The 11,248-nt window shown below is 67.2% G+C and carries 12 protein-coding genes and 2 tRNA genes; 11 read left to right on the top strand and 3 right to left on the bottom strand.

Features of this window, described 5'->3' with window-relative positions:
• Nucleotides 1-418: 418 nt before the first annotated feature.
• Nucleotides 419-489: transfer RNA gene (locus tag B9G38_RS02515), tRNA-Gly, on the bottom strand.
• A gap of 89 nt (nucleotides 490-578) precedes the next feature.
• A complete protein-coding gene (locus B9G38_RS02510; protein WP_086219370.1) occupies nucleotides 579-1,286 on the bottom strand; it encodes an enoyl-CoA hydratase/isomerase family protein in 708 nt (235 codons plus the stop codon).
• A 59-nt stretch (nucleotides 1,287-1,345) separates the two neighbouring features.
• On the opposite strand from B9G38_RS02510, the gene B9G38_RS02505 reads away from it, so the two are divergent.
• From B9G38_RS02505 to B9G38_RS02485, 5 genes are all read left to right on the top strand, one after another.
• The gene (locus B9G38_RS02505) at nucleotides 1,346-2,008 is read left to right on the top strand and encodes a hypothetical protein (RefSeq protein WP_049931667.1); all 663 of its coding nucleotides are present in this window, start codon (nucleotides 1,346-1,348) and stop codon (nucleotides 2,006-2,008) included.
• A gap of 98 nt (nucleotides 2,009-2,106) precedes the next feature.
• Nucleotides 2,107-2,178, top strand: a tRNA-Thr gene (locus tag B9G38_RS02500).
• Nucleotides 2,179-2,535: 357 nt separating this feature from the next.
• Nucleotides 2,536-2,817 carry a ribbon-helix-helix domain-containing protein gene (locus tag B9G38_RS02495; protein ID WP_086219369.1) on the top strand — a complete coding sequence of 94 codons (282 nt, stop codon included), beginning with the start codon at nucleotides 2,536-2,538 and terminating at the stop codon, nucleotides 2,815-2,817.
• On the top strand, nucleotides 2,810-3,094 hold the full coding sequence (locus B9G38_RS02490) for a type II toxin-antitoxin system RelE/ParE family toxin (protein ID WP_086219368.1): 285 nt from the start codon (nucleotides 2,810-2,812) through the stop codon (nucleotides 3,092-3,094). The genes B9G38_RS02495 and B9G38_RS02490 overlap by 8 nt, the downstream gene beginning before the upstream one ends.
• Nucleotides 3,095-3,201: 107 nt before the next feature.
• A complete protein-coding gene (locus B9G38_RS02485; protein WP_233127149.1) occupies nucleotides 3,202-3,471 on the top strand; it encodes a hypothetical protein in 270 nt (89 codons plus the stop codon).
• Between the two features lie 500 nt (nucleotides 3,472-3,971).
• On the opposite strand, the gene B9G38_RS18480 is transcribed toward B9G38_RS02485, so the two are convergent.
• A complete protein-coding gene (locus B9G38_RS18480) occupies nucleotides 3,972-4,706 on the bottom strand; it encodes a dual specificity protein phosphatase family protein (RefSeq protein ID WP_233127148.1) in 735 nt (244 codons plus the stop codon).
• 148 nt (nucleotides 4,707-4,854) lie between these two features.
• On the opposite strand from B9G38_RS18480, the gene B9G38_RS02470 reads away from it, so the two are divergent.
• The 6 genes from B9G38_RS02470 to B9G38_RS02445 all read left to right on the top strand — a co-directional run bounded on the left by B9G38_RS02470 (nucleotide 4,855) and on the right by B9G38_RS02445 (nucleotide 11,244).
• Nucleotides 4,855-5,856, top strand: a complete 1,002-nt coding sequence (locus tag B9G38_RS02470) for a hypothetical protein (RefSeq protein WP_086219367.1) — start codon at nucleotides 4,855-4,857, stop codon at nucleotides 5,854-5,856.
• 96 nt (nucleotides 5,857-5,952) lie between these two features.
• Nucleotides 5,953-6,891 (top strand): lipoyl synthase, encoded by a 939-nt coding sequence (gene lipA, locus B9G38_RS02465; protein WP_086219366.1) that lies wholly within the window; start codon nucleotides 5,953-5,955, stop codon nucleotides 6,889-6,891.
• A 121-nt stretch (nucleotides 6,892-7,012) separates the two neighbouring features.
• Nucleotides 7,013-8,134 (top strand): branched-chain amino acid ABC transporter permease, encoded by a 1,122-nt coding sequence (locus B9G38_RS02460; RefSeq protein ID WP_086219365.1) that lies wholly within the window; start codon nucleotides 7,013-7,015, stop codon nucleotides 8,132-8,134.
• Nucleotides 8,131-9,480, top strand: coding sequence for a branched-chain amino acid ABC transporter permease (locus tag B9G38_RS02455; protein WP_086219364.1), 1,350 nt, complete (start codon nucleotides 8,131-8,133; stop codon nucleotides 9,478-9,480). The genes B9G38_RS02460 and B9G38_RS02455 overlap by 4 nt, the downstream gene beginning before the upstream one ends.
• Nucleotides 9,473-10,426: an ABC transporter ATP-binding protein gene (locus B9G38_RS02450; RefSeq protein WP_086219363.1), complete on the top strand. Its 954-nt coding sequence runs from the start codon at nucleotides 9,473-9,475 to the stop codon at nucleotides 10,424-10,426. The genes B9G38_RS02455 and B9G38_RS02450 overlap by 8 nt, the downstream gene beginning before the upstream one ends.
• On the top strand, nucleotides 10,423-11,244 hold the full coding sequence (locus tag B9G38_RS02445) for an ABC transporter ATP-binding protein (protein WP_176455110.1): 822 nt from the start codon (nucleotides 10,423-10,425) through the stop codon (nucleotides 11,242-11,244). The genes B9G38_RS02450 and B9G38_RS02445 overlap by 4 nt, the downstream gene beginning before the upstream one ends.
• Nucleotides 11,245-11,248: the final 4 nt, after the last annotated feature.

The following is an 11,248-nucleotide window of genomic DNA, read 5'->3' as shown; positions in this document are numbered from 1 at the left end:
CGGGGGACGGGGCGGGGGAGGCGTGGGGCGCGTGGCGGAGGGTTGCGGGGCGGGACTCAAAGGGGCAGCCGCGGGGCCGCAGTAGGCGTTCACGAGAGAAAAGCTCTCGTGAGCCAATCAGAACGCGGAGCGTTCTGATGACGACGTAAGCAGCGTGGCGCGACGCGCCACGGGCAGCCGGCGGCTCCGCCGCCGGCGACACCGCAGCGAGCAACGCGAGCGAGGAGCGCAACGAGCGTACTGCGGCCTCGCGGCTGGGGCTTTGGAGGTGTGCTCCACCGATCTACCGTCGATTTATAAATAATTGATAGCGTTCAGATCTCATGAAGATATCTCTCACTACGTTCGAGAGATGCACCGGCCGGGACTCCCGTGAGCGGAGCGAACGGGAGTCAGGCCGGGGAACGACTGAAAGGAGTGCACCGGCCGAGATTTGAACTCGGGTTGCAACCATGGCAAGGTTGCGTGATACCACTACACTACCGGTGCGTGCTTCGTATCCCACATTTGATCGGAGACTCACTTAAACCTGTCACATCGGGACGGCGCGGCGACGCGACCGCCGTCGACGCGGAGACTCACTCCCCTCTCCGTCGAGCGATCTCGTCCGCGTGCGCGTCGTGAAGATCGGCGAACGCCGTCGCCTCCGCAGCTTCCTGCGTCCCGCTCTCGCGCCGGTCACGCATCCGGCGCTTGATCGCCGCGAGCGCGTCCGGCTCGCCCGCCGCGATCTCGTCGGCCACCGAGCGCGGGTCGTCGACGACGCGCGAGACGAGCCCGGTCCGCAGCGCCGCGTCCGCGTCGAGGACCCGGCCCGAGAGCGCGAAGTCGAGCGCGTCGCCCTCGCGCATGACGCGCGGGAGCCTGACCGTCCCGCCCCACGCGCCGAACAGGCCGAGCGAGACGCCGGGCTCGCCGAGCGTCGCCCGCGGGGTCGCGACCCGCACGTCCGCCGCGAGCGCCAGCTCGACGCCGCCGCCGCGGGCCGGCCCGTCGATCCCGCAGACGACGACCGACGGCGACTCCTCGATCGCGGCGGCGACGCGTTGCCCCCGCCGCGCGAACGCCCCCGGGTCGTCGAGCGCGGCGACCGCGTCGAGGTCGGCGCCGGCGCAGAACGCGTCGCCCGCGCCGCGCAGGAACGTCACCGGTGGGTCCCTCCCGGCTTCCGGCTCCTCGAACGCCGTTCGGAGGTCGGTCAGGTCGGCGGGCCGAAGGGCGTTGCGTGCCTCGGGGCGATCGAGCGTGACGACGCGCACGTCGCCGTCGGTTCGGGTTCGGATCACGGGACGGAATCCCGTTCGTTTCCAAAGGTCTTTGCCCTTCGCTCGTCTACCGGTTACCAATGGACGATGCCGCGCGAGCGCGTGACGCCGCGCGCGAGGCGCTCGCGGACGTCGAGCCCGAACAGCTCCGCGAGGCCCTCGACGCGCGAATCGGCGAGGCGGCGGTGACCCCCGGCGTGCTGGCGCTGGTCACCGCTCGCGCGCTCGACCCCGACGTCGAGCTCGGCGATGTGACCGATCGCGCCGCCGGCGTACAGCTCATCTACGAGGGGTTGCGGCTCACCCGTACGGTGGCCCGCGAGGAGCCGTGGGTGACCGCGCCGACCGCCGCCGACATCGACGCGGACATGGACATCCTCGCTGCCGACGTGCTCGTCTCCCGCGGCTTCTCGCTCCTGGCGTGTACCGACGCCGCCCGCCCCGCGGTCGACGTGGTGCGCGCGTTCGGCCGCGACCAGACGCTCCGCGACCGCGAGGGGACGGACGCCGAGACGGCGGTCGGGCTCGACCGTAACCTGGAGGTCGACGCGCTGGAACTCGCCGTCGTCGCCGGGACCACGGCGGTCGGCGGCGACCCGCCCGAGGAACTTCTCGCGTACGCCCGCGACCTCGCGGCCGACTGCGACGGCGAGTTCCCGCCCGCGGGCCGGGCGCTACCTGAGACGACCGCCGACCGTATCGCCGATATCTCGGATCGCGCCGTCAGCGCGACCGATCGGTGACCGGCTCGGGGACGACGCCGGAACCGGTCCCGATTCCCGGACGTCGCGCCCGCGGATCGAAACCCATAAAGTCGAATCCGGTCAACGACTGAGTGCGTGCCTGGGTAGCTTAGCGGTAAAGCGCGTCCTTGGTAAGGACGAGAGCCGGGGTTCAAATCCCCGCCTAGGCTCTTTCCTCCGAACACTCCTTGTACGCACACTTTTCCGGCTACACTCGTCTGAACGAAACCCGTTCAAGATTCGCTTCTCTCGCTAAACAGGGCATCTCTCGCCGTAATGCGATTCGTCAAACTATCAGGACACACAAACTAATTCGCGGACAGCGGCGGATTAGCCCCGAAATAGACCGGGGGCGCGTCCCCTCAAGGGACACCCCGGATTTCGCTAATCCACACTCACAGGACGGACGATGAACCGTAGTCAGGAATGTGATAGAACTGCTCCTCGATGCGACTATCCACGTCGGTTACGCGGTGAGTGAGCCTCCGCCGAAACGACTATTGGTAAGACCAGCGTATTACGTCTATATGTCCGAAGCGGCCACAAACGACGACGGCAGGGACGACATCGCCACGGTGAATTTCAAGCTCACCGAGTCGTTCCTCGAACAGATAGACGATACGTGGCAGGGGCGTGGGTTCAACAGCCGAAGCGAGTTCATCCGGTACACCCTTCGAGACGCCGTCGAGTTCCCGACGTTCGACCGCGACGAACTCGTCGCCCTGCTCGAAGCCGAGGAAGACATCCGCGAGGGACGAACGACGAGCGCCGAGGAAGCCCGCGAGCGGTTCGGCACGAGCGATGAGTGACGACGGGTGGACGTGGGAACTCTCCTCGACCGCCGAAGACGACCTCGACGGACTGTCCCCCGCCGACCAAGACCGGATACTCGACAAGCTCGATGAAATCGTCTCCTCGCCGTGGCGCGACCCGCCGGACTACGGTGAGCCGCTCCAGAACAGCCCGTACAAGAAGATACGCGTCGGAGAGTTCCGGCTCTCCGTGAGCTTCCGGCAGGACGACCAGCGGCTCGTCGTCGCACGCGCCAAGCGCCGTGGCGGCGCGTACACCGCTGACGACGACTAAGACGAAAGGCCCTCGATGTGGTGAGTAGCTTCGGTAAGTACAGGTGAAGCACGTATCATTCAGTACAGACGGCATATTTACGTCGGCACTGTTCGATTAGACGACTAATGACCGATTGGGAACGTGTGAGACAAGAACTCAAAGAGGCGGGCTATTCTGGATTCGAGTTCGATAGCGGCGATACGGCCGTGCCGGGGCTGTCCGGTGAGTGGGTCTCCGGCAATCTCCCACGCGAGGGAGGATTGAAACACGAGAACCAACCACTTTGGATACGGATTCTCGACGCGCTACCGGGGGTGATACTGTGGAAGCCGACCCGGAAAATGCCCCGGAAAGCATACGCAACATCGCCACTGAACACGGGTTGGAAGTCGTGATATTCAGCATCTCTGCCGACGAGGTACGCATCGCACTTTGTGACCCCTCAAAATATGATTTGTAACGGTGTATTCAGAGAATGAGTTCAGCATAGGGCCCAATTTCTTTCACACAGAAGCCAGTGAATTGGTCTTCAGTACGTACACTTATTTATCGACAACTCGCCTCATAAGCAATAACATCACGCAGAGCGCGAGGAGTACCAGCCCCTCACCAAGTGATAAAAACGACGTAAAGTCGAGATATCCAATAATTACAGTGAATAGCGACATCAACAGGTAGATTGCCTCGAACTTAGTTAACTCAAGCACGGGTGCGTGAATTTGCTGTTTTCCATATAAAAATGCGGGGGAACGAAGTCGTATTGTGGGCGCCAATCATACTCAAGTGGTTTCCTGTACTCATCAACCCGCTAGGCCACGTTTTGATTGGGAAGTCGTGACCGACTCGCACGCTCTACTTTCCGGCTGATTCACCACAGTATATCTGAACGACCGTGTTACTCCCTCACTCGATGCAATGGGGCCACACATATGAACCGCACAGCACCCCTCACAATTATGGTGTGTCGAGTGGGGCAACACTCACCCGAACACGTTTGTCGATTTCCGGTGTCCACAGACGGCATACGGGGCTGAATACCCAATTCTTTTATAAGTAGCGTTGCTAATAGAGAGATGAGAAGCGCGCAAAGTGGGCGTTTGCGGCAAAGGTAGCCGCTTTCAGGGCCGAAGGCCTCCTCGGTAAAGCAAGTCCTTGGTAAGGACGAGACCCCGAGTTCAAATCTCGGCCTAGGCTCTTCCTGCGACCTCGCCGCCCATTCGCTACCTTCGGTTACGAACGTCGCCGCCCGCCGGACCAGCGCGTCGTGCGGGTCGACTTCGGATCGCCGCGCGAGCACCTGCTCGAACGCCTCGTCGAGGCCCCTGTCCGTCAGTCGCGCCATCGCCGCCGCGGCGACCGCCGGGCTGCGGGAGGCGCCGGCCGAGCAGTGAACCAGGACGCGCTGTCCGGCCTCGCGCCGCTCCACGACCGTCTCCGCGGCGGTGGCGAACGCCTCGTACTCGTTTCGCGGCCCGTCCGTCATCGGCGTGTCGACGCGAGCGACGGCGCCGGTGTCCGGGTCGTCGTGCGTCAGCGACACGACGGCGTCGACGCCGCGGCGCCGGAGCAGCGACTCGTCTTCGGCGTCCGACATCGTCCCCACGAGGAGCCCGGGGGCGACCTCATCCATTTTTACACACGCCGTTGGTCGGCCGTTCGGACGCGACCGAATTAAACGCACCTCGTTCGCGGCACGGTTTATCCGACGACCGACGGCGGTCGGGAGCTCGCCGCCAGTACGCGGTTCCTTTATTTCCCGTCGCCGACCGACACGCCACATGGGCAAACACGAGCGCGGCTGGGTCGAGGCCACGGAGAAGCTGACGGCGCAGCTCGCGAACGGCGCGGAGCCGGACGCCGACCTCGAAGAGCGGGGGCGACCCGATCTCGGCGAGGCGCTCGCCGATCGGCTCCGGAGCGACTTCCCCGACCTGACCGCGGTTCGCCACGCCGGCAACTCCTACGACTCGCTGGGCGATCTGATCGTCGAGTCGCCCGACGGGGAGACGTTCGTCGAGGCCAAGTTCGTCGCGAGCGGCGGCACGCGGGCGAACCTCGGGCAGGACACGCTGACGCAGTTCGGGCTCTTCGAGGACGCGACGGCGTGGAGCGACTTCCGCGAGGGGATCGGGTTCCCCGAGGACCGCGAGGCGCTCCTTCGCGAGTTCGACGGCTACCCGGACGACGTCCGCGACTGGTCGTACAAGTCGGCGGTGTACGACCGCGCGAAACACCTCAAGAACGTCCTCGACGTCTCGCGGGGGCAGAACACGGGGTCGCGGGCGGACGAGGTCCTCGCGGACTCGGACGCGACGGAGGGAGAGCGCGAGGCGGCCCGGATCGTCAACGCGATCCTCGACCTCGACCGCAAGGAGAAACTCGCGTACTTCGACCACCTCCGCGAGGCCGAGCAGAACCCGCGCAACGTCGAGACGTTCGCGCACCTGATCGTCTGCGGCTACCACACCGCCGACGCGCTCGAAGCACACTTCGACGACGATCTTGAAGAGATCAAGCGGCTGCTCGAAGCCGACGCCTACCGCCTCTACGAGGTGAACAGGAACAGCGGGACGGTGTCGGTCGAGAACCCCTCGGAACTGCTCGCCGGGTTCGACTGGCGGGACACCCGCGTCGAGATCCCGGAAGACGGGACCTCCGTGAGCGTGGTGACGGGACCGCCGGGCGACCGGCGGCGCGTGCTGAACATCGCGTACAACTGGAAGAACAAGTTCCAAGGGATCCAGACGCCGTCGATGAACGTGTTTGTCCCGGAGGCGTGAGCCGGGGCGGTCCCGAGGCGTGAACCCGCGGTCGGCGAGACCCCGGGCCGCCTCGGCGACCCGCATCCTTTTGCGCTCGGACGCTAAGGATCATCCATGTCACGCGGCCGCCGGAAGCCGGACTGGCTGAAGTCGCGCCCGCCGTCCGGGAGTCGGTTCACGGAGATCAAGTCCACCCTCCGCGAGCACGACCTCCACACGGTCTGCGAGGAGGCGAACTGCCCGAACATGGGCGAGTGCTGGTCGGGGAACGACGGCCCGGGCACGGCGACGTTCATGCTGATGGGCGACCGCTGCTCGCGCGGCTGTAACTTCTGCGACGTCGAGACGGGCGGGATGGAGCCGCTCGACCCGGACGAGCCCGCCAACGTCGCGGACGCGGTCGCGGAGATCGGGTTAGACTACGTCGTCCTCACGTCCGTCGACCGCGACGACCTCGCCGACGGCGGGTCGGCGCACTTCGCCGAGACGATCCGGGCGATCAAGCGCCGCGACCCCGAGATCCTCGTCGAGACGCTCATCCCGGACTTCCAGGGCGACCCGGAAGCGATCGATCGCATCATCGACGCCGGGCCGGACGTGATCGCCCACAACGTCGAGACGGTCGAGCGCCTCCAGTGGCCGGTCCGGGACCGCCGCGCGAACTACGAGCAGTCGCTCGCCGTCCTCGATCGGGTCGACAAGAGGTCCGACATCCACACCAAGACGAGCCTCATGCTCGGCGTCGGCGAGTACGACCACGAGGTGTACCGGACGCTCGGCGACCTCCGCGAGGTCGGCGTCGACGTGGTCACCTTCGGCCAGTACCTCCAGCCCTCGCGCTCGCACCTCGACGTGTTCGAGTACGTCCACCCCGACGTTTTCGAGACGTGGCGGCGGGTTGCCGAGGAGGAGTTCGACTTCCTCTACTGCGCGTCGGGCGCGATGGTCCGGTCGTCGTACAAGGCCGGCGAGCTGTTCGTCGAGGCGCTGTTGCGCGAGGGCCGCTCGCCGGAGGCGGCGCGGCGTCGGGCGCGGGCCGCGGGCGGCGACTGAGGCCGCGTTCGGGACGCGGCGGGGGGAGACAGCTGTCAGGCGCTTTCGAGGTATCGATGTTTGTCCGAACAGCGAGTTATTTACCGCTCGGTGACCCACCCTGTGTCAGTGAGACGTACACATGGGAACAACTGACTCGTCGATCGTCGACGCGGCGCGGGCTCGGCCGGGGCTTCTCTTCGTCGTCCTCCTTGCGGGCCTGCTCCTCGTCGACCTCGCGGCGAAGCTCGCGGGTGTCGGCCTCGGCCCGATAGGAGGGTCGCTCTCCGTCGACCGGCTCGGCTCGAACCTCTGGAACGGGGTCGTGATCGGCCTCGTGATCGGGCTCGCGGGGATCGGCCTCTCGATGACGTACAGCATCCTCTCGTTCGCGAACTTCTCGCACGGTGACCTCGTCAGCGTCGGCGCGTTCTCCGGGTGGGGCGTCGCGTTCCTGATCGCCGGCCTCGGCGACATCCCGGTCCGCGCGCTCCTGACGGTCCGCGACGCCGGGAACGCCTCGCCGGGCGACATCGGCGCGCACATCCTCACGACGCCGGGCGCGATCCTCGTCGGACTGGTCGCGGCGTTCGTCGTCACGGCGCTGCTCGCGGTGGCGCTCGACCGCGCGTTCTACAAGTCGATGCGGGATCGCGACGGGATCTCCCTGCGCATCGCCTCTATCGGCGCGGCGCTCATCGTCCGTTACCTGCTCCAGTTCGGGTACGGCTCCGACCGGCGCGGCGTGACCGCCAGCGTCGACGCGTCGAACCTCGCGTTCGACCCGCTCGGGCTCTCGGTGAACGCGCACGAGCTCACCATCCTCGTGGCCGCGCTCGGACTGATGCTCGCGATGCACGGCATGCTCCAGCACACGAAGCTCGGCACCGCGATGCGGGCGATGGCCGACAACAAGGACCTCGCGCTCATCACCGGCATCCCGGCCGAGCGCGTCGTCACCGCCACGTGGATCATCGGCGGCGGGCTCGCGGGGGCGTCCGGCTACCTCTACGTGCTGCTCCGCGGGACGATCCAGTTCGACTTCGGCTGGCTCCTCCTGCTGCTCATCTTCGCGGCCGTGATCCTCGGCGGGATCGGCTCCGTCTACGGCGCCATCGTCGGCGGCCTCGTCATCGGCGTCGTGTTCACCACCTCGACGATCTGGATCCCCTCCGACTTCAACCAGGCCGCCGCGTTCGCCGTGATGATCCTGATGCTGTTGTTGCGCCCAGAGGGACTGTTCGGCGGGGTGACGACCGCATGAGCGACGCCGACGCACCCGGCGGCTCCGCCTCCGGGCCGTCCGCGGGCGGGTCGGAGGCGCCCGAGAGCGCGACGGCGGCGCTGGTCGAGGCCGCCCGCGAGAGCGACCTCGGGCTCGTGGTCGGGACGCTGCTCGCGATCTACGCCGCGGCGACGCTGCTGACGTTCACCGACGGGCTCAACAGCGTCGTCGGACTCCTAGAGACGCTGACGTTCCTCGGGCTCGTCTACGCCCTCACCGCGCTCGCGTTGAACCTCCAGTGGGGGTACACCGGCCTCTTCAACATCGGCGTCGCCGGGTTCATGGCCGTCGGCGTGTACACGATGGGGATGGTCGTCCGGTCGCCGGACCCGGCGTTCGGCCCGCCCGGACTCGGGCTGCCGCTCCCGGTCGGGATCGTCGCCGGCATGGGGATGGCGGCGCTGCTCGGCGCGGTCGCGGCGCTGCCGGCGCTGCGGCTCAAGGCCGACTACCTCGCCATCGTGACGCTCGGCCTCTCGGAGATCGTCCGCCTGTCGCTCCAGTCGAGCGCCTTCGACAACTTCCTGCGCGACACGGTCGGCGCCGGAACCGGCGGGGGTCGCGGGATGGGGATGCCGGACAACCCGGTCCGCGACCTGTTCCTCGTCGACGGGCAGGCGGGGACGCCGACCGCGTTCGGCGACCTCGTCTTCGGCGTCTTCGGGAGCGATGGCCTCGGCATCTCGCAGCCGATCCTCATTGGGTGGGGGTACATCGCCGTCCTCGCCGCCTTCCTCGTCGGCTTCTACCTCCTGCTCGAACGCCTCGGCCGCTCGCCGTTCGGCCGGACGATGAAGGCGATCCGGGAGGACGAGCTCGTCGCCGACTCGCTCGGCAAGGACGTGAACCTCGTGAAGATCAAGGTGTTCGTCATCGGCTGCGCGCTGATGGGGCTCGCTGGCATCCTCTGGTTCGGCAGTCAGGGCAACGTCTCGCCGACGCCGCAGTTCCGGCCGCTCCTCACCTTCTACGTGTTCATCGCGGTGATAATCGGCGGGTCGGGGTCGAACACCGGCTCCGTCCTCGGCGGGATCGTCTTCGCGGCGGTACTGTTCGAGGGGCCCCGCCGCGTCGGCGGGACGGTCCGGGGACTCATCGACGCGCAGACGCCGCCGTCGTTCGCCGACGCGGTCGCCTCGCTGGACCCGGTGACGTTCCTCGCGTACGCGACCGAGAACGTCGCGCCGCTCCAGTTCGTCTTCCTCGGGCTCGTGCTGGTGTTCATCATCCACCGACGGCCCGAGGGGATCCTCGGCGACCGGATCGAGACGGCCGCGGCCGTCGACCTCTCCGAGCGGCCCGCCGGAGGTGAGAGCGATGAGTAGCGACGCCCCCGACCCGAGCGACTCCGCCGAGACCGACGCGGACGCGCCCAACCCGGGAGACGTCGCCGCCACCGACCCCGTCACCGCGACGACGGACGGAACGATCGGCGAGCCCGAGGCGAACGACAGCGAGGTGGAGGAGGCGGCGAAACACGTCCCGTCGGGGTCTCCCTCGGAGGCACCCCCGCTCCGCGTGGAGGGGTTGGTCAAGCGCTTCGGCGGCGTCACCGCCGTCGACGGCGCCTCCTTCGAGGTCGAGTCCGGCTCGCTGACCGGGCTCATCGGGCCGAACGGCGCAGGCAAGTCAACGACATTCAACTGTATCACCGGCGTCCACGAGCCGACCGGCGGGTCGGTGTACTTCGAGGGCGAGGAGATCACCGGCCTCAAACCGCACCAGATCGCGCGGGAGGGGCTGGTCCGGACGTTCCAGATCGCCCGCGAGCTCTCCGAGATGACCGTCTTGGAGAACCTCATGCTCGCGCCGCAGGGGCAGCTCGGCGAGTCCGCGATCCGCGCGGTGACGCCCGGGCTCCGCGGCGCCGTCGTCGAGGAGGAGACCGCGCTCCGCGAGCGGGCGTGGGAGACGCTGGAGTTCTTCGAGATCGATCACCTCGCGCACGAACACGCGGGGAACCTCTCCGGCGGACAGCGGAAGCTGCTGGAGATGGCCCGGGCGCTGATGACCGACCCCGAGATGGTGCTGCTCGACGAGCCGCTCGCCGGGGTCAACCCGACCTTAGAGGAGAAGCTCCTCGACCGGATCCACGACCTGCGCGCGGACGGCTACACCTTCCTACTCGTCGAGCACGACATGGACATCATCATGGAGAACTGCGAACGCGTCATCGTCATGCATCAGGGCAGCGTGCTCGCCGAGGGGACCGGCGACGAGATACGGAACGACGAGCGGGTCATCGAGGCATACCTGGGTGAGGAGCTATGACGGCCGACGCAGCGGCGGACGACGCGGAGACGACAGCCGCCGAGACGGAAGCGAGCGAAGCCGGCGATTCGGACGCGACTGCCACCGCCGGCACCGACCACGCGATCGACGGCGACGCGATCCTACGCCTGCGCGACCTCGACGCCGGGTACGGCGACCTCCAGATCCTCTCCGACGTGGTCCTCGACGTGGCCGACGGGGAGTACGTGACCGTCGTCGGGCCGAACGGCGCCGGGAAGTCGACGGTGATGAAGACCGTCTTCGGGCTCACGACCCACATGGGCGGGACCGTCGAGTTCGAGGGGGAGCCGATCCACGGGCTGGCGCCCGAACAGATCATCCGCGAGGGGGTCGGCTTCGTCCCGCAGAACGACAACGTCTTTCCCGGACTCAGCGTCCGCGAGAACCTCGAAATGGGCGCGTACATCCTCGACGAGGTGCCTGAAGACCAGATCGAGACGATCTACGACCGCTTCCCGATCCTCAGGGAGCGCAGCGAGCAGAAGGCCGGAACCCTCTCCGGCGGGCAACGGCAGATGGTCGCGATGGGACGAGCGCTCATGCTCGACCCCGACCTCCTGCTGCTCGACGAGCCCTCGGCCGGCCTCGCCCCGGACCTCGTCTCCGACATGTTCGACCGGATCGACAGGATCAACGATGGAGGGACGGCGGTGCTGATGGTCGAGCAGAACGCGAAAGAGGCGCTGCGCCGCTGCGACCGCGGGTACGTGCTGGTGAACGGCGAGAACCGCTACACCGACCGCGGCGACGTACTGCTCGCGGACGAGGGCGTGCGACAGGACTTCCTGGGCGGGTAGCCGT

The sequence above is a fragment of the Halorubrum sp. SD612 genome, from assembly GCF_002135005.1.
The sequence above is the reverse complement of the archived record's forward strand: the minus strand, read 5'-3'. Positions and strand labels throughout refer to the sequence as shown.

Excerpts from the sequence above, each read along its gene's own strand:
- B9G38_RS02505 (WP_049931667.1), top strand. The coding sequence starts at position 1,346 with ATGGACGATGCCGCGCGAGCGCGTGACGCCGCGCGCGAGGCGCTCGCG.
- B9G38_RS02495 (WP_086219369.1), top strand. The coding sequence starts at position 2,536 with ATGTCCGAAGCGGCCACAAACGACGACGGCAGGGACGACATCGCCACG.
- B9G38_RS02490 (WP_086219368.1), top strand. The coding sequence starts at position 2,810 with ATGAGTGACGACGGGTGGACGTGGGAACTCTCCTCGACCGCCGAAGAC.
- B9G38_RS02485 (WP_233127149.1), top strand. The coding sequence starts at position 3,202 with ATGACCGATTGGGAACGTGTGAGACAAGAACTCAAAGAGGCGGGCTAT.
- B9G38_RS18480 (WP_233127148.1), bottom strand. The coding sequence starts at position 4,706 with ATGGATGAGGTCGCCCCCGGGCTCCTCGTGGGGACGATGTCGGACGCC.
- B9G38_RS02470 (WP_086219367.1), top strand. The coding sequence starts at position 4,855 with ATGGGCAAACACGAGCGCGGCTGGGTCGAGGCCACGGAGAAGCTGACG.
- lipA (WP_086219366.1), top strand. The coding sequence starts at position 5,953 with ATGTCACGCGGCCGCCGGAAGCCGGACTGGCTGAAGTCGCGCCCGCCG.
- B9G38_RS02460 (WP_086219365.1), top strand. The coding sequence starts at position 7,013 with ATGGGAACAACTGACTCGTCGATCGTCGACGCGGCGCGGGCTCGGCCG.
- B9G38_RS02455 (WP_086219364.1), top strand. The coding sequence starts at position 8,131 with ATGAGCGACGCCGACGCACCCGGCGGCTCCGCCTCCGGGCCGTCCGCG.
- B9G38_RS02450 (WP_086219363.1), top strand. The coding sequence starts at position 9,473 with ATGAGTAGCGACGCCCCCGACCCGAGCGACTCCGCCGAGACCGACGCG.
- B9G38_RS02445 (WP_176455110.1), top strand. The coding sequence starts at position 10,423 with ATGACGGCCGACGCAGCGGCGGACGACGCGGAGACGACAGCCGCCGAG.